This window comes from Pseudorhodobacter sp. (assembly GCF_030452865.1).
Classification (GTDB): Bacteria; Pseudomonadota; Alphaproteobacteria; order Rhodobacterales; family Rhodobacteraceae; genus Pseudorhodobacter.
In genome coordinates this window covers 16,299-32,676 of the sequence record NZ_JAKDLJ010000003.1, presented here as the reverse complement: position 1 = coordinate 32,676, position 16,378 = coordinate 16,299, and the positions used below count along the sequence as shown (strand labels likewise).

The 16,378-nt window shown below is 58.3% G+C and carries 13 protein-coding genes, 1 tRNA gene and 3 pseudogenes; 5 read left to right on the top strand and 12 right to left on the bottom strand.

What is annotated here, in order from left to right; genetic code table 11:
• Positions 1-216 precede the first annotated feature (216 nt).
• From L0H65_RS00685 to L0H65_RS00655, 7 genes and pseudogenes are all read right to left on the bottom strand, one after another.
• Positions 217-1,107: a DMT family transporter gene (locus tag L0H65_RS00685; protein ID WP_301456837.1), complete on the bottom strand. Its 891-nt coding sequence runs from the start codon at positions 1,105-1,107 to the stop codon at positions 217-219.
• Between the two features lie 87 nt (positions 1,108-1,194).
• Entirely contained in the window at positions 1,195-1,695 is a 501-nt protein-coding gene (locus tag L0H65_RS00680; protein WP_301456836.1) for an aminotransferase class III-fold pyridoxal phosphate-dependent enzyme, read from the bottom strand.
• Positions 1,692-2,432: pseudogene (locus L0H65_RS00675) on the bottom strand (aminotransferase class III-fold pyridoxal phosphate-dependent enzyme). The gene L0H65_RS00680 and the pseudogene L0H65_RS00675 overlap by 4 nt, the downstream one beginning before the upstream one ends.
• Positions 2,356-3,411 (bottom strand): annotated as a pseudogene (locus tag L0H65_RS00670) (phosphotransferase); the annotation flags it as partial. The pseudogenes L0H65_RS00670 and L0H65_RS00675, both read right to left, overlap by 77 nt.
• A gap of 131 nt (positions 3,412-3,542) precedes the next feature.
• Entirely contained in the window at positions 3,543-4,832 is a 1,290-nt protein-coding gene (locus L0H65_RS00665; RefSeq protein ID WP_301456835.1) for an ArgE/DapE family deacylase, read from the bottom strand.
• A 30-nt stretch (positions 4,833-4,862) separates the two neighbouring features.
• The gene (locus tag L0H65_RS00660; RefSeq protein WP_301456834.1) at positions 4,863-6,425 is read right to left on the bottom strand and encodes an acetolactate synthase large subunit; all 1,563 of its coding nucleotides are present in this window, start codon (positions 6,423-6,425) and stop codon (positions 4,863-4,865) included.
• Entirely contained in the window at positions 6,422-7,450 is a 1,029-nt protein-coding gene (locus L0H65_RS00655; protein ID WP_301456833.1) for a histone deacetylase family protein, read from the bottom strand. The genes L0H65_RS00660 and L0H65_RS00655 overlap by 4 nt, the downstream gene beginning before the upstream one ends.
• Positions 7,451-7,606: 156 nt before the next feature.
• Between L0H65_RS00655 and L0H65_RS00650 the strand changes: the two genes are divergently transcribed.
• The 5 genes from L0H65_RS00650 (at position 7,607) to L0H65_RS00630 (ending at position 13,441) form a co-directional block, all read left to right on the top strand.
• The gene (locus L0H65_RS00650) at positions 7,607-8,263 is read left to right on the top strand and encodes a GntR family transcriptional regulator (protein WP_301456832.1); all 657 of its coding nucleotides are present in this window, start codon (positions 7,607-7,609) and stop codon (positions 8,261-8,263) included.
• Between the two features lie 113 nt (positions 8,264-8,376).
• Positions 8,377-9,942, top strand: a complete 1,566-nt coding sequence (locus L0H65_RS00645; protein ID WP_301456831.1) for an ABC transporter substrate-binding protein — start codon at positions 8,377-8,379, stop codon at positions 9,940-9,942.
• Positions 9,943-10,014: 72 nt separating this feature from the next.
• Positions 10,015-10,986: an ABC transporter permease gene (locus L0H65_RS00640; protein WP_301456830.1), complete on the top strand. Its 972-nt coding sequence runs from the start codon at positions 10,015-10,017 to the stop codon at positions 10,984-10,986.
• The gene (locus tag L0H65_RS00635; RefSeq protein WP_301456829.1) at positions 10,983-11,822 is read left to right on the top strand and encodes an ABC transporter permease; all 840 of its coding nucleotides are present in this window, start codon (positions 10,983-10,985) and stop codon (positions 11,820-11,822) included. Before L0H65_RS00640 ends, L0H65_RS00635 begins: the two co-directional genes overlap by 4 nt.
• Positions 11,819-13,441, top strand: a complete 1,623-nt coding sequence (locus L0H65_RS00630) for an ABC transporter ATP-binding protein (protein WP_301456828.1) — start codon at positions 11,819-11,821, stop codon at positions 13,439-13,441. The genes L0H65_RS00635 and L0H65_RS00630 overlap by 4 nt, the downstream gene beginning before the upstream one ends.
• On the opposite strand, the pseudogene L0H65_RS00625 reads toward L0H65_RS00630, so the two are convergent.
• From L0H65_RS00625 to L0H65_RS00605, 5 genes and pseudogenes are all read right to left on the bottom strand, one after another.
• Positions 13,411-13,617, bottom strand: a pseudogene (locus tag L0H65_RS00625) (hypothetical protein); the annotation flags it as partial. The gene L0H65_RS00630 and the pseudogene L0H65_RS00625 sit on opposite strands and share 31 nt — an antisense overlap.
• A 223-nt stretch (positions 13,618-13,840) precedes the next feature.
• Positions 13,841-14,431 carry a phosphoribosylglycinamide formyltransferase gene (gene purN / locus L0H65_RS00620; RefSeq protein ID WP_301456827.1) on the bottom strand — a complete coding sequence of 197 codons (591 nt, stop codon included), beginning with the start codon at positions 14,429-14,431 and terminating at the stop codon, positions 13,841-13,843.
• A complete protein-coding gene (purM, locus tag L0H65_RS00615; RefSeq protein WP_301456826.1) occupies positions 14,428-15,471 on the bottom strand; it encodes a phosphoribosylformylglycinamidine cyclo-ligase in 1,044 nt (347 codons plus the stop codon). The genes purN and purM overlap by 4 nt, the downstream gene beginning before the upstream one ends.
• 118 nt (positions 15,472-15,589) lie before the next feature.
• A tRNA-Val gene (locus L0H65_RS00610) sits at positions 15,590-15,664 on the bottom strand.
• Between the two features lie 13 nt (positions 15,665-15,677).
• Positions 15,678-16,214 carry an HU family DNA-binding protein gene (locus L0H65_RS00605; protein ID WP_301456825.1) on the bottom strand — a complete coding sequence of 179 codons (537 nt, stop codon included), beginning with the start codon at positions 16,212-16,214 and terminating at the stop codon, positions 15,678-15,680.
• Between the last annotated feature and the right edge of the window lie 164 nt (positions 16,215-16,378).

Genomic DNA, 16,378 nt, shown 5'->3' with positions numbered 1-16,378 from the left:
CATATTAATATTGATGGACATGCCATCCAGTTTCCGCGCCCGGTTCAAATTCAAAACGGGTAACGCGAACACGTTCGTCTTCAACCAGTGGAATGGCTGTAAGTTGTGGTTTCGACATTGGAGGCTCCTTTGAGGTTTTCTGGACGCAACGGTAGTTCAGAGCAATCATGTATTGTTCCACTGTGACTGACAATGTGGCCAATGCGCCGCGGACTTTCACGTTTGCTCGGCAGGACGGACAAGCGTCATTGCAATTGACGTAACAATTAGAAGAAGCGCGATTGCCTTCTGCCAGGACAGGCTCTCGTTCAGCAACAAAACGGAGGATAAAACGCCGACGACTGGCGCGATCAACGTCGAAATCGCTGCAATGGTTGCAGAGAGGCGACCCAGAAGGATCGTCCACAACACATAACAGGTGACCATCGGACCGGCGACGTGAAAGGTAAATATCCACAGGCTTGCAGGGCTCGGAGGGCGGAAATCCTTCAATGGTTCGAAGAATAAAACAAGGGGCCACGTCAGCAGCGCCGAGATTACAAAGAACCATGCAGCACGGGCCAATGGCGAGAGAGTCCATTTCCGCGTCTGCATCACTATATTTCCGATTGACCACGAAAGCGCGGCGCATAACATGATCGCCGGACCCAGAGGTGCCGCTACCAGCGCCGCCAAATTGGTTGAGGCGAGAACGGCAAGGCCAGCCAAGCCGATGCATATCGCCATTACCAGGCGCCTGTGAAGAACCTCACCCAAAAAAACAACCGATAACACGGCTGTTATCGACGGCATCGTATAGGCAATGATTGCAGCGTTCGAGGCAGGGGTGAAAAGCTGACCCAGTGCGGTCAGAATATTAAACCCGAACACGATAAAAACCGACGCTAAAATCAGTGAGAAAACCTCACCCTTCGCGGGTTTCAACCGATGGCCGATGCCGCTTGCAATGAGAAGCAGCGCGACGGCTGCAAGGCTGAAACCACCGGCGCGCAGTGTCAGCGGCGGTATTTCTGAAAGCATGAACTTGACCGCCGGCCAGTTCAGGCCCCAGAGCAGCCCGAGTGCAACGACCATGAACAACGTGACTGAGAAGGCTGGTTTGATCAAGGGGTTATCCGTATTCAATAAGATCGACGGCGTGTAAGGTTATCTCGCGCGCTACCCTTGTCTGGTGCGGCGCATTTCGGGGCCGGATTACTGCGGGATGGCCGCTGCAAACGCGGCATCCAAGGCATTCAAAAACAGGTTTGCCTCGGGTTGTTCCAATACAAGCGGCGGGCGGATGTTGAGGGTATTCGCGCCGGGGCCAGTGGCGCTGATAAGCACGCCATTCTGGCGCCGATGGTTAACAATGAAACCTGCCCGCGCGGCGTTCGGGCCATTCTCATCGCGGTCGATCACACATTCTACTGCAAGGAAAAGCCCCAAGCCCCGCACGTCACCGAGTCCGTAGTGGCGCGAAGCGATGACCATTAGACCCTTTCTGATGAGCCCGCCAATATGCGAAGCGTTGGCCAATAGTGCCTCATCTTTGATCACATCAAGAACGGCCCTTCCTGCGGCGGCGGCAACGGGGTTGGCCCCGAATGTGTTGAAATAGCGCGCCCGCTCACCAAACTCTCTCACGATTTCGGGGCGCGGGGCAACACCTGAAACCGGAAACCCGATGCCCGTCGGTTTGCCCATCGTGATCATGTCTGGCACCAACCCTCGACGCTCGAAACCCCGAAACTATCACCGGTGCGGGCAAACCCCGGCTGCACCTCGTCGGCGATAAAGACGCCACCCTCAGCCCGTATCAGATCGACGGCGGGTTTGAGGAAACCAGCGGGATCGGGGTATAACCCGTCGCTGGAAAACACCGTGTCGACGATGAAGGCCGCAGGCTCGATCCCGTCCCGACGCAGGGCGGCTATGGCTGCCGCGAGATCGGCCGCGAGGCGCTGGCCCTGTTCCTCGGGCGGGACGGTGAGTGCGTTGGGAGCCGGGATCAGGCGCACACGCGCGCTGCGCCCGACAAAATCGCCGAGTGATGGCGACAGTTCGACCACGGCTTCGGTCAGTCTGTGATATACAAGGCTGGTAACAATGACACCCTGACGCCGGGTGTAGGATCGTGCGATGCGCAATGCCAGATCATTGGCCTCTGACCCGGTGCAGGTGAACATGACATGCCCAAGCGCATCCGGCATCGTCGCCAAAAGCTATTCTGCATAGCTGACCACGCAATCATGCGGATAGCAGGTATGGGTGTTCAGAACACTGAATTGGCCGCTGATCGCTTCAACAACCTTGGGGTGGCAATGCCCGACAGAGGCGACATTATCGTAGCAATCGAGATAACGCTTGCCGTCTTTATCCCAAAGCCAGACACCTTTGCTGCGGACCGGATGCAGGGGCGTATGATAAAAAAGGCGATAAGCCGGGGCCAAGCACTCGGTCGCGCCGGGCGATCAGCGCCGCATCCTCTGCATCAATTTGTGCGTTCTGGCTGCTGTCATAGGCGTTGACCATCGTCATGGGGATTACTCCCTGGAAGGGTGCGCCGCACTGCGCAGTGCTGTGATGGCCAGCAGCGGTGCCGAGATTATCGAGCGCATTCAGCCCGCGCAAGGATGCGTCGGCGTTGCGCCTTATATAGGCTGCATTCTCAGGATAACGCTGTGCCCGCCAAGCGCTTATGGTTAGGGTCGTGGCATGGCGCAGGCGCATCAGATCGGGCAGCAATTCAAGCTCGGCCTTTTCGAGTGGGAGGATTGAAGTATATCCTGCGATCATCTTGGCAATGTCGCCCATGGGCTGCGGCTGACCGGTAATCTGGTAGGAGCAGGCAACAGCCAGATCACAGACAATTGGTGTGTGAACCATATCACCAAAATCTATCACTCCTGTAAGGCGGGTAGCCTGCGGGGCGTCGACCAGCAGATTGTGCGGGTTGAAATCATTGTGAACGATCTGCGCACGCAGGCTTGCCAGACGGGGGGCTATCTCTGCTTCGAACCGGTCCAGCAAATCTGTCATCCGGCGGTGAAGGTTCGCATCCTCAACGGCATCCAGCATCGGGCGCAGTCGATGCGCCTGTTTGATATCCCATTGAAGCACATGTCCGGCTGCCGGGTGGAAAAAACCACGCAAGGCATGTGTCAGCCGCGCCAGCAGCGCGCCGATGTCATGGTGTAGGTCCACGCCTTCGACGGCGGTGCCCAAGACTGTCCCATCCAGAAACGTCAACAGGCGCACGACATGATTCTGGCCCGCCGCCCCCGCAATCATCTGCATGGCCTGCCCGGAAAGGGTTTGGCAGACGCGCGGAACCGGCAGTGATGGATCGACTGCCATCAGGTGCATCAAAACGGCGGTTTGCATGTTGGTCACGGAACGATCTTCAGCGGCATTGGTGATCTTGAGGACAGCAGCCCGGTCGACAGTGAACGCAGGGGCGTCGTGATCTAAAAGATCGGGTTTTTCATCTCACAAACCAGTATCCATGCGGGCAATGGGCGGGGGCAACCCGCTGGTGTGCAAAGTGTGAGAATTGCGCATCAATCCTTCACCGCTTCAACGCCGCACCATTCTGCGATGAAAAGCGCCATAGCCTGCGTGATCCGCTTCACCGAAGCCAGACTGACACATTCATCTATGCCATGGATATTGCGCGAAATTGGCCCGTAACACAGCGCAGGTATGTTATTGTAAAGCGCATAGACCCGCGTGTCGAGATAGCCGGCGGTCATGAAGGATTTAAGTGGTGCCCCGATTGCCATTTCATGCGCGCGGCCAAGCACCGCTTCGGCATCCGATCCCGGCTCCAGCACATAGCCTTCGGCGTAGAAGCCGTTGAAGACGATGCGCGGCGGGTTGTTGGACAAAAAGCCGTCCTGCTGTGAAAAACGCGCAATCCGATCGGTAACCTCGCGCGCGGCGTCTTCTGCGGTTTGGCCGGGATAAAGCGAAAGTCGGCAGTCGATATTGCACCAACTGGGGACAGACGAAGCCCAGTCGCCGCCTTCTATTTTGCCGATGTTGAGGTTGATTGGGTGGTCCTCCGCCTCGAAATGAGGATGCGCGCCCTTGGCGGCGTTCCAGTCTGCCTCAATCTCGCGCAGAGCGCTGATTGCGCGGTAAGCCGCATCAATCGCGTTGGCCCCTTTTCCCATTTCACGCACATGAACAGGCACGCCGCGCATTTGCACCTGAAACCACAACACCCCGGTGTTGGCGCGCACCAGCATCTCCTCTTCCGGTTCTGGGATCAGCACCGCGTCGGCGGTGTAGCCTTGCAAGAAAGTCTGCAATGCGCCGTTGCCGGTCGACTCCTCTTCGACGACGGATTGCACATAAACGGTGGCCGCCGGTTGCAGACCAATACGGCGCAGCGCATCAAGGGCAAAGAGATTGGCCGCAGCCCCTGCTTTCATGTCACCCGCCCCGCGCCCATACATCCAGTCACCCTCAATTTTGCCTGAGAAGGGGACATCGCGCCACATATCGTGCAGCCCCTCCGGCACCACATCGAGATGCGATTGCAGGATCAGCGAGCGACCGGTTTCGTCGCGCGGGCGGTGTATGCCAACAACGATGGGCGCGTCAGAATGCTGGTCGGAGAATTTTGAGCCACCGGGATGCGCCTCAATCGCGGCGCGGTCCATAGCGAAGCGGTCCATAGCGTAGCCGCGCGCCCGGAGTTCGCGGAACAGCAAATCCTGAATAGGGTGTTCACGCCCCCGCAGTGATGGCATTTGCACCAGTTTCTGGGTAAACGCGATCTGATCCTCGAACCCGTCGGCAACGGAGTTGAGAATGCGGCTGCGCAAGTCAGAGGTGAGCGTCATTGTATGGCCCTTCGTATTACAGCTGCCAAATCAGATCATGGCTTCGATCAGGAACGGTCCGGGCTCCGCCGCGGCATCTTCGATGGCATGCATGAGTTCCTTCACATCCTCGACCCGGCGCCCGGGCACCCCCATGCCGCGTGCCAAAGCAACAAAATCCAGTTCGGGCCGGTCGAGGTTCAGCATGTTCAGCGCGTCTTCACCCGGCTGCGCGCCAACATTGTGCAACTCACCTTTCAGGATTTCATAGGCGCGGTTGGCAAGGATGATTGTCGTCACGTTCGACCCTTCGCGGGCCTGGGTCCAAAGGCCTTGGATTGTATACATTGCCGAACCGTCGGCCTGTAACGTGATCACCGGTCGGTCTGGCCGGGCGATGGCGGCCCCTGCCGACAGGGGGATGCCAATGCCAATGGACCCACCGGTCAGCGCCAGCCAAGAGTTTGGCTTGGCCGCATCCCCCGCCGGAAAGAGGGCACCGCCTGCAGTGACTGCCTCGTCGATGACAATGGCATCATCGGGCAGGGCATTTGCAAGTGCTGCGGCCAAGCTGCCCAAGGTGATTGCGCCGGCGCTGGGTCTGGCAGGCATGGCGGTTGTGCGCGCCTTTGCCGGCTTTGCTCCGATACGGTCCGCAAGGGTTGCCAGCGCCATCGGACCATCGCCATCAACCCCGGCGAGAGTCACGATCTGACAGGCCTCCGGCAGCAAAAGACTGGGCTTGCCGGGATAGGCGAAAAAGCCAACGGGCGGCACGGATTCAACCAAAATTGCATGGCGGTAAGCCGCAAGGCGGGCCAGCGCGTCATTGATCGCGTAAGGGATTTTTGAAACTGGCACACGCCCCTGACCGCGCTCCATCCGCCGGTTTGAAGTTGGTGCAACGAACTGCGCGCCGGTTTTATCCGCAATGCCCTGCAAGAGCGCCAGCGCCGCGACATCCTCCAGCACCGAGTTTCCGACGATGATGACGGTTTTTTCGCCACTTTCCAAAGCGCGCACTGCGGCGTTCAGGGCGGTTCCGTCCAGCGGGACGGGGCCGTCTGGCGCAATCTCGGCAGCCATCTTGCCGCCCTCATCCCAGCCGATATCGGCGGGTGCGATCAGCGTGGCCACGCGACCGGGGGCACCTTTTGCGATGCGCAGCGCCTCCATCGCGTCGGACGCAAAGCTGCCCGCGTCACGGCCCGAGCGAACCCAATCGGAGAAGGGCGCACAGGCCCCTTTGATATCCGCCGAAAGGGGCGCGTCATATTTCTGGTGGCGCAACGCATGATCGCCCACCAGGTTGACCATTGGCACCCGTGCCTTGCGCGCGTTGTGCAGGTTTGCCGCCGCATTGGCAAATCCGGGCGCAAGATGCAGCAATGTCACCGCAGGCTTGCCGCTCATGCGCGCATAGCCATCGGCGGCCCCGGTGACAACGCCTTCGAAAAGGCCAAGGACACAATGCATCAACTTGGTGCGGTCAAGCGCATCGACGAACTGCATCTCTGAGGTGCCCGGATTGGCAAAGCACACGTCAACACCAGCGGCATGCAGGCTGCGCACGACGCTTTCGGCACCGTTCATTTCTTTGGGATGGGTGGTCATTGGGTTGCCTCGCGAAACGTCGTCAGAAAGGAGCGCGCATTGTCAGCCAGTGACGGGCCGAGGTAGCCACCTTCCTGCACCAGTACGGTGGGAAGGGTCAGTGCGGCAAGGCGGCGCGCCATTTCGGCGAAACCGTCCGGATAGACCGCGACGGCGGCCAGGGGATCGTCCGCCGCCATATCAAAGCCCAGTGAAACCACCAACGCCTCGGCACCGAAATCCCGGATCGCTGCGATGCCTTTGTCGAGGGCGGACAACACGGCATCCTGGCTTGCGCCTTGCTCAAGCAAGATATTGAGCGATTTGCCTGCACCTTCGCCGCTGCCCGTTTCATCCGCATGACCAAGGTAAAAGGTCGGGTAGGTCGCCGGATCAGGGTGGAGCGAGCAGAAAAAGATGTCGCCCCGCTCATAAAGAATATCAAGCGATCCGTTGCCCGTATGAACGTCGATATCAATCAGTGCGACCTTTTTGAATGTCGATGTCATATGGTGCGCGGCAATGCAGGCGTTGTTGAAAAAGCAAAACCCGTTGGCGCAGTCACGCATCGCATGATGCCCCGGTGGACGGCACAGCGCATAGGCTGCGCGCGCACCGGACATCACGCCCTCGGCGGCCTCAACGGCAGTCTGCGCTGACCAATAGGCCGCATCCCAACTGCCTGGTGTCAACGGTGTCGAAGTGTCCGTCATCCACCAGCCAAGCTGGCCATGAATGTCGCGCGGTTCCTTGCCGCGGCGGACACCGGGGTGCATGGTGGGGATAGCCAGCGCCTCGGAGCCTGCGCTTTTGACGAAACGGGCATGGGCGTCGGGCAGGAAGTCGACATATGCGGAATTATGCACGGCCTTGATCGGTGCCAACCCGTGATCACGCGGCGGCCTGATCTCGAACCCTTCGCTTTTGAGCATATCACGCAAGATCACCGCGCGTTGCGGTTGCTCTTGATGCGGCATCGCCGCCCCTCGGCGGAAATAGACCGCGGGCGCGTGCCCCAATTGACGCGCATCAAAAAAGACTTTCATGCCAGGCCTTTCTAAAGTGCATGTTGATCGCATCGGGTTGCGGTGCATGATGCGTCTGTCGTCACTATTGCAGTTTCCGTTTGTCAGTTCAATATTATGATGCATGATGCATCATCATATGTATGGTGGACGTGACCTGACTGTGGGGGGGCGGTGATGGAAGAAATCAGCAAAGACCCGCTTGGCCACATAATTTATGGCCGGGTCTGCGATGATCTGGTGTCCGGCAGATTGCGCCCAAATCAAAAGATCACGATTCGGGGTTTGGCAAATGTGCTTGGGACCAGTTCTACCCCCGTGCGGGATGCGGTGCAGCGCCTGCTGCAAGACAATGCCCTTGAGCAGCGTTCGGTGCGCGATGTCCGTGTGCCCGTGCTGACCAAGCAGCAGTATCTGGAGATCGCAAGCGTCCGTGTTGAGCTTGAAGGTCTTGCGGCGGCAACGGCGGCCGGGTCTGCGCAGGGCAAGGATGTGACGCGGCTTAAGCGCATTATTGCCCGCAACGAAGAGGCGATTGCCACTGAACGCTGGCCACTCGCGGCCGAGATGAACCAGAAATTCCACTTTGCGCTTGCCGAGATCGCAAACATGCCAATCCTCCGGGACGTTCTGAGCCGCCTTTGGCTCCGGATGGGACCATTGATCGCGGGATATTACGGGACCGCACAAGAAGATATGGTGCAGCACCATCATGCCATCGTGACGGCCTGCCGGAGCCGGGATCCAGAGGCTGCCCGCGCAGCAATGCAAGCAGATATTGAAGGGGCAAGGGAGGGAATAACCGACTATCTCAAGGCGCTTGCAAAGATCTGACGACGCTCGGGCGCACCAATTCTTTTAATAAATAGGGTGACTCCTGATGGTCGATCAGTCATTGTTCAACTCAAACAATCAGTCTGAATAGACGCAACAACGGGGAATGCAAAATGATGAAACCATTTAGAATTGCGGTTGCTGTCATGGCAATCGCACTGGCGGGGCCGCTCGCGGCGCAAGACGGTGAGCCGCAGGCGGGTGGCACGCTCAACGTCGTTATCCAGCCGGAACCACCGGGGTTGATGATTGGCCTGATCCAGAACGGGCCGACCCAGATGGTCGCTGGCGAAATTTATGAAAGTTTGCTGCGTTACGATTTTGATCTTACGCCCCACCCGCAATTAGCGGAATCGTGGGAAATCTCTGAAGACGGCAAAACCTACACATTCAAACTGCGGGACGGTGTCACATTTCATGATGGCAAGCCGTTCACCTCTGACGATGTGAAGTTCTCGATGGACGTATTTCTGCGTGAGTCCCATTCACGCACGCGCACCTATATGGAACATGTCGAAAGCATCGACACTCCGGATCCGCTTACTGTGGTGTTCCACCTGAAGCAGCCATTCGGCCCATTCATTGGTATTTTTGAGCCGGGTACGGCGCCAATGGTTCCCAAGCACATCTACGAAGGGACTGATTTCGCCACCAACCCGGCGAACAATACGCCGATCGGCACTGGCCCGTTCAAGTTCGATGAATGGGTGAAGGGAAGCTACATTCATCTGGTCAAGAACGAAAACTATTACATTGAAGGCAAGCCCTATGTCGACGATGTTTATTACCATGTCATTCCCGACGCCGCCTCGCGCGCGGTTGCGTATGAGACGGGCAAGGTTGACGTGTTGCCGGGTGGCGCGGTCGAGAATTTCGACGTGCCGCGCATCCGTGACATGGAAAACACCTGTATCACCGACAAGGGCTGGGAATTCTTTGGGCCATTGTCCTGGATCTGGATCAACATGAACAACAAGCCGTTGGATGATCTGAAAGTGCGTCAGGCAATGATGCACGCGCTGGACCGCGAATTCGCCAAAGATGCGCTGTGGAACGGTTTGGGCAAGGTTGCGACCGGGCCACTGTCATCATCGACCCGCTTCTATGCCGGCGACACACCGGACATTTCTTACGATCCTGTAAAGGCCAAAGCACTGCTGGCGGACTCAAGCTATAACGGCGAGACGATCCGTCTTCTTGGCTTGCCATATGGTGAGACCTGGCAACGCTGGGCCGAAGCAGTCAAGCAAAACCTGACCGAGATTGGCATGAAGGTTGAGATTGTGCCGTCTGATGTTGCTGGCTGGAACCAGAAGGTAAGTGACCGTGATTTCGACCTCGCGTTCACTTATCTCTACCAATACGGCGATCCAGCTTTGGGTGTATCGCGGACATATATGGGCAACAACGCTGCGCCGGGTTCGCCTTGGAACAACGTCTCCAACTACCAAAACCCCGAGACGGACAAGATGTTCAACGAAGCGGCGGAAATGGCGAAACCAGAAGATCGGAGAGCTGCCTACAAGACAATTCAAGATCAGATTGTCGCTGACGTGCCCAATCTGTGGCTGCTGGAACTGGGCCTCCCAACGATCTATCGCTGCAACATCAAGAACCCGGTCAATACCGCCCTTGGCGTCAATGACGGCTTCCGCGATGTGTGGATCGACAAAAAGTAAACACCACATACGGATGATCCGGGCTGCCACGGTGGCCCGGATTAAACCCACAGCAAAGACGGGGCAGACCGCGTGATACCTTTCATTCTGGGCAGGCTTGTTAAGGCTGGTTTTATCCTGCTGGCCATCCTCGTCTTCAATTTCCTTCTGATCCACGCAGCTCCCGGCGATCCCGCCGCCGTCATGGCGGGGGAGGCCGGCGCGGCAGATGCGAAGTTTCTCGCCGATCTGAGGGAGCGATTTGGCCTCGATCAGCCATTATACATCCAGCTCTGGACTTACCTCAAAGGCGCCGTTCAACTGGATCTGGGTTTTTCCTATCGCCAGCAGATGCCGGTGTCTGAACTGATCGCCAGCCGCCTGCCAGCAACCTTGCTGCTGACAGGGGTGGCCTTTGTGTTGTCACTGGTGTTGGGTGTCACTGCGGGCGTTGCCGCCTCGGCGCGGCAGGGATCATGGGGCGACACCATCATTTCCATGCTGGCACTGCTGTTTTATGCGACTCCACTGTTCTGGGTGGCGTTGATGGCATCGCTTGTGTTCTCGGTCTGGCTGGGGTGGCTGCCCGGCTTTGGCTATGAGACGATTGGTGCAGGCTATACCGGCATTGAGCATGTTTTGGATGTGGCAAAGCATCTGGTGCTGCCTGCCACGACTTTGGGCCTCTTTTTCATGGCAATATACATGCGCATGACACGCGCCTCCATGCTGGAAGTTAGCCGTCTTGATTTTGTCAAAACCGCTCGTGCCAAGGGGCTCAAACGCAGTGTGATCCAGCGCAGGCATATTTTGCGCAATGCGCTATTGCCCGTCATCACGCTGGCGGGCCTTCAGGCCGGCCAAATATTCGGCGGGGCGATCCTGACGGAGACGGTCTTTGCCTGGCCCGGTATCGGACGCCTGATGTTTGAGGCGATCAACCAGCGTGATTACGCGGTGATCCTCGGTGTTTTCTATATTTCCGGCGCGATGGTGCTGCTCTTCAATCTTATTACCGATGTCATTTATGTCATCGTTGACCCGCGCATAAGGCTGACAGCATGAAGGATTTCTGGAAAAGATTCCGCTATAACCGTGGTGCCGTGATCGGGTTGGTCATTCTGGCGATCGTGATTGCCACTGCAATTGCCGCGCCGTTCATTTTTCCGCAAAGCCCCTGGAAAATGGTGCAGCGCCCCTTTCTGCCGCCGTTTACACAAGGCGGGCTGCCTTTGGGCACCGATGCTCTGGGGCGCGACGTGCTGTCGGGGTTGGCACATGGCGCCTATGTCAGTCTGCTGGTCGGGCTTGTGTCAACCATCGTTGCGCTGGCGATTGGCGTGCCGGTCGGCGCCTTTGCCGGCTATTTCGTTGGACGCACGGATGATGCGTTGATGCGCTTTACCGAATTCTTTCAGACAATCCCCAGTTTCGCGCTGGCCATTGTTTTGCTGGCGATCTTTCAGCCCAGCCTCACCTATGTCATCATTGCTATTGCAGTTGTGTCATGGCCGCCCGTGGCCCGATTGGTGCGGGGCGAGGTGCTGAGTTTGCGCACGCGCGAATTTGTCGAGGCGGCAACGTTGTCAGGTTTGGGAAACGTGCAGATCATTCTGCGGCATATTCTGCCTAATGCACTGCCATCGATCATCGTCCTTGCTTCGCTAATGGTCGCGCAGGCGATCCTGCTGGAAAGCTCGCTGTCGTTCCTTGGTTTGGGTGATCCGAACATCATGTCCTGGGGCTATATGATCGGCGCGGCACGCACAGTGATCCGAACGGCATGGTGGCTGTCGTTCCTGCCGGGGATGGCAATCCTTCTGACGGTGCTTGCGCTGAACCTGATTGGTGAGGGCCTGAACGACGCCCTGAACCCGCGTCTGACGAGGAAATCCGAATGAGCTTGCTGAGCATCCGTGATCTTGCCATTGCCCTGCCGGGGGGCGCTGATCGACGATATGCCGCCAAGGATATCAATTTTGATCTCGCCGCAGGTGAAATCCTTTGCATCGTCGGGGAAAGCGGCTCGGGAAAATCCATGTCGGCCAATGCCGTGATGGGGCTGCTGCCGGAAGGCGTCAATGCAGTTGGCGGCACCATCACCTTTGACGGGCAGGACATACTGGGCCTGTCGGAACAGCAGATGATGGCGCTGCGTGGCCGCAGGATTTCAATGATTTTCCAGGAACCGCTGAGCGCGCTTAACCCACTGATGCGGGTCGGGGCCCAAATTGCGGAAGTCTTTGAGGCCCATGGCGAACTGGTCGGCTCTGAGCGCCGCGCCCGAGCCCTGACACTGCTGAAGGAGGTTGGCATCCCCGACCCGGAGTCTGCAATCCGCGCCTATCCGTTCCAGTTGTCGGGCGGCCAGCGCCAGCGCGTGATGATCGCGATGGCACTGGCGCTGGAACCCGAAATCTTGATCGCGGATGAACCGACAACGGCGCTTGATGTGACCACACAGGCCCAAATCCTTGAGCTGATTGAGGATTTGCGCCGTTCGCGTGGCATGGCCGTCATCTTTATCACGCATGATTTTGGCGTCGTGGCCGATATTGCGGATAGGGTGATAGTCATGCAGACCGGAACAATTGTGGAGACCGGCACGGCGGACGAGGTTTTGCTGAAGCCGCAGCACCCCTATACCCGAGCGTTGATTGACGCCATTCCTCGCCTCACCCGCCATGATGAGGTCGCACCGATCGACCGCAAAACTGTTCTGACGGTCGAGGGGCTGAACAAGACCTTTTCGACCAGTTCCGGCACCTTTTTCGGCAAGCGCCGTGTGGTCAAGGCCGTGCAGGATGTCAGCTTTGAACTCTACTCGGGTGAGACGATCGGTATTGTCGGCGAAAGTGGGTCGGGCAAATCCACGGTTGGGCGCTGCCTTGTCCGGCTTATCAATCCGGACACCGGACGCGTGATGGTTGATGGCGCCGACATCGCGCATATGTCAGGGGCCGATTTGCGCGACCAGAGGCGCAAAATGCAGATGATCTTTCAAGACCCGTTCTCGTCGCTGAACCCGCGGGCGCGTGTGTCACGGATCTTGACCGAAGGCTTGATTGCGCACAACGTTCCAATAGCGGATGCAATGGTGAAGGCGCGCGCGCTACTGGAAATGGTCGGTCTTGATCCGTCAGCGATGGGTCGGTTCCCGCATGAATTTTCCGGCGGGCAGCGGCAGCGTATCGGCATCGCGCGGGCCCTGGCGTTGGATCCTTCGATTATCATTGCAGATGAGGCTGTGTCCGCCCTCGATGTGTCGATTCAGGCTCAGGTGCTGGACCTGTTGGCGGATCTCAAAACACGGCTGAATTTGTCGATGTTGTTTATTACCCATGATCTAAGGGTCGCGGCGCGTATCTGTGACAGGATTATCGTGATGCAGAAGGGGAGGATCGTTGAGGTGGGGCCAACAGGGAAAGTCTTGCACGACCCTGACACGGCTTATACCCGGAGCCTGCTGGATGCGATCCCCGGACAGGACTATGAACGCGCTCTTGCCAAGGCTGAATAACGGTTTGGTCCCGACATCTGATGCAGTGCGTCCAGGGTGAGCCTTTCCGGCTCGTATGGCCATTGTTTGCAGATGAACTCATAGGGCGTGTTGCGTTTGAGGGTGTCGAGGCTGCGTCCGAAACTGTGTGCGTTGAGGAAGTCGGTCAGATGGCTGCGAAGCTGCTGATGGTCGTCATCGCGGATGCGTTGGACGTGCAGCCGTCGCCGTTCCCTCGGGTCGACTTTGGACCTCAGCCTCCTTGATCGTGCGGTTGCGTTGGCTGGCAGGCGGTTTCCTAGAAACGCCAAGAAGCCGCCCCCGCTCCGATAGTCAGACCCGTTCACCTGAAACCGCTCAAAACCGGATAAGCCCTGAAAACATAGGTTATTCCTTGTCCGTATCAGCGATGCGCCAAACTCAATTGAGTCTCAGCAAGCCCCGCTCGCCATTTCCGAACCGCCGCAGCACGGCGGGATAAAGCCGATGCTCCTGCGCAAGCACCCGCGACGCCAGATCCTCTGGCGTATCACCGACCAAAACCGGCACCACGGCGCGGCCCAAGAGCGGGCCGCTGTCCAGAACCGCCGTGACCTCATGCACCGAACATCCGGCCTCCAAGTCTCCTGCCGCAAGCGCGCGGGCATGGGTGCGCAGACCCGGATACTTCGGCAAGAGGCTGGGATGGATGTTCAGCATCCGCCCTTCGAACCGTGCGACAAACGCCGGCGTCAACACCCGCATGAACCCCGCAAGGCACAGAATATCCGGGGCTGCCGCAAGAATCGGTTCCAACAGCGCCGACTCAAACGCCGCGCGATCGGCACCGTAGGGGCGATGGTCCACCGCCGTCGTGGCAATCCCCAACTCCGCAGCGCGGCGCAATCCTGCCGCATCCGGATCATTGGAGGCGACAAGCACTGGCCGACAAGGGTGATCCCCGACCATATCGCGGCACAGCGCCATCATATTCGAACCACTCCCGGAAATCAGGATGGCAACACGCTTCAAAGCAATTTCCCGTTGTAGATCACACCCGCGCCCGGCACCACACGCCCCATGGTGACAACAATTTCACCCGCGTCGCGCAACATCGCGGAAAGTGCATCCGCACGATCAGCCTTCACCACCAGCATCATGCCGATACCGCAGTTGAAGGTTTTCAGCAGTTCGACCTCCACCATCCCCGCCGTTTCCGCCAGCCAGCGAAAAACCGGCGGCAACGCCCAAGCTGACAGATCAATTTCACAAGCCAGACCTTCCGGGATTACCCGCGGCGGGTTTTCGGTGAGCCCACCACCGGTGATATGGGCCAGCGCATGAACGCCCCCGTCCCGCATAGCCGCCAGCGCCGGTTTCACATAAAGCCGTGTCGGCACCAGCAATGCCTCCCCCAGCGTTCCAGTGCCGAAGGGGCAATCCGCCGCCCAATCCAGTCCCGACAACTCCACCACCTTGCGCACGAAGGAATAGCCGTTGGAATGCACCCCGTCGGAGGCCAGCCCCAACAGCACATCGCCTTCGCCCACGCCCGCCGGCAACGCCGTCCCCCGCTCCATCGCACCGACCGCAAATCCGGCCAGATCGAAATCGCCCTTGTGATACATTCCCGGCATTTCAGCGGTTTCGCCGCCGATCAAGGCACAACCCGAGGCTTCGCACCCGGCCGCAATGCCGTTGATGATCTTCGTCGCCTGATCCAGTTCCAGCTTGCCGGTTGCGAAATAATCCAGAAAGAACAAAGGCTCCGCGCCCTGACATACCAGATCGTTGACGCACATCGCAACCAGATCCACGCCGATTGTATCGACATGGCCGGTATCAATCGCAATCCGCAGCTTGGTGCCCACACCGTCGGTCGCTGCAACCAGAACCGGGTCCGCAAAGCCCGCCGCTTTCAGATCAAAGAGCGCGCCGAAACCTCCCAATCCAGACATGGTGCCGGGCCGGTCGGTGCGCTTGGCCGCAGGTTTGATCCGCTCCACCAAAGCATTGCCCGCGTCGATATCTACCCCTGCATCGGCATAGGTCAGCCCGTTCTTGCCCGTCATATCCGCCCCCGGCTTGTCAGGGCCGCAGCGGCCCAAAGATTTCCGCCTCCCTTAGTCGATCCTGTCGACCGGCACAACAAATCCCGCATCGAACCGGCGATTGCAATGTTCGGGGAAGTGGTGGGTGATAAGGGATTTGAACCCCTGACATCTTCGATGTGAACGAAGCGCTCTACCACTGAGCTAATCACCCGATTACGCGGGGTCTAATCATCTTCACCATCCTCTGCAAGACCCTGTTTCACGTCGTCGTTACCGCCCCCAGCATTGCCGGTTCCGCGCCGTAATTTCAGGATCAGCACTTCTGCATTTCCTTCGATTTTCTGTCGGTTCACCTTGGTCTTACCCAACGGCGGCAGGTTCAACTCCTCCCCCGCCGAAAGTGCATCGCCGAGCACGCCAAGCGCCGCCTCAAGAATAAGTTTCACGTCCTTTTTCTTCGCCCCGGTGGCTTTGACCACGCGCTCAACAAATTCCTGTTTCTTCATCATCCGGTTTTCGTCGCCGTCGGCTTTTGCCGCCTCGGCGGCCAGCGGAGTGGGCGCATTGCCGACGACCGAGAGTTTCGGAACCACCACTTCCGCCGGTTGGATCTTCGTCACTTGTGGGGCCTGCAACTTGACGACAGGTTTCATGGCAGGCTTTGCGCTGGTCTTGGCTGCGGGTTTCGCCACCGCCGGCGTTTTGGCCGCATCCTTCTTGCCCTGATCCGTTTTGTCAGTGGTGGTCTTCCGAGTGGTCATGTCGGCTCCTGCTGATGATTGTTCCTCGATTGGCAACAATTTAGCTACGTTTTTGGCGCAAGGGAACAGCGGAAATACGCAACGCGGCGCGTTCCGGCAGCGTGCAGAAGAAAAGATGGAAACGATTCAATCAACTTCATATCAGATCGCGGCACACGCCGTCG

Bases quoted from the DNA above. Each gene is read 5' to 3' on its own strand.
- purM (WP_301456826.1), bottom strand. From the start codon at position 15,471: ATGACGGGCAAGAACGGGCTGACCTATGCCGATGCAGGGGTAGATATC.
- L0H65_RS00605 (WP_301456825.1), bottom strand. From the start codon at position 16,214: ATGACCACTCGGAAGACCACCACTGACAAAACGGATCAGGGCAAGAAG.
- L0H65_RS00660 (WP_301456834.1), bottom strand. From the start codon at position 6,425: ATGACCACCCATCCCAAAGAAATGAACGGTGCCGAAAGCGTCGTGCGC.
- L0H65_RS00630 (WP_301456828.1), top strand. From the start codon at position 11,819: ATGAGCTTGCTGAGCATCCGTGATCTTGCCATTGCCCTGCCGGGGGGC.
- L0H65_RS00650 (WP_301456832.1), top strand. From the start codon at position 7,607: ATGGAAGAAATCAGCAAAGACCCGCTTGGCCACATAATTTATGGCCGG.
- L0H65_RS00665 (WP_301456835.1), bottom strand. From the start codon at position 4,832: ATGACGCTCACCTCTGACTTGCGCAGCCGCATTCTCAACTCCGTTGCC.
- L0H65_RS00655 (WP_301456833.1), bottom strand. From the start codon at position 7,450: ATGAAAGTCTTTTTTGATGCGCGTCAATTGGGGCACGCGCCCGCGGTC.
- L0H65_RS00680 (WP_301456836.1), bottom strand. From the start codon at position 1,695: ATGATCACGATGGGCAAACCGACGGGCATCGGGTTTCCGGTTTCAGGT.
- L0H65_RS00645 (WP_301456831.1), top strand. From the start codon at position 8,377: ATGATGAAACCATTTAGAATTGCGGTTGCTGTCATGGCAATCGCACTG.
- L0H65_RS00635 (WP_301456829.1), top strand. From the start codon at position 10,983: ATGAAGGATTTCTGGAAAAGATTCCGCTATAACCGTGGTGCCGTGATC.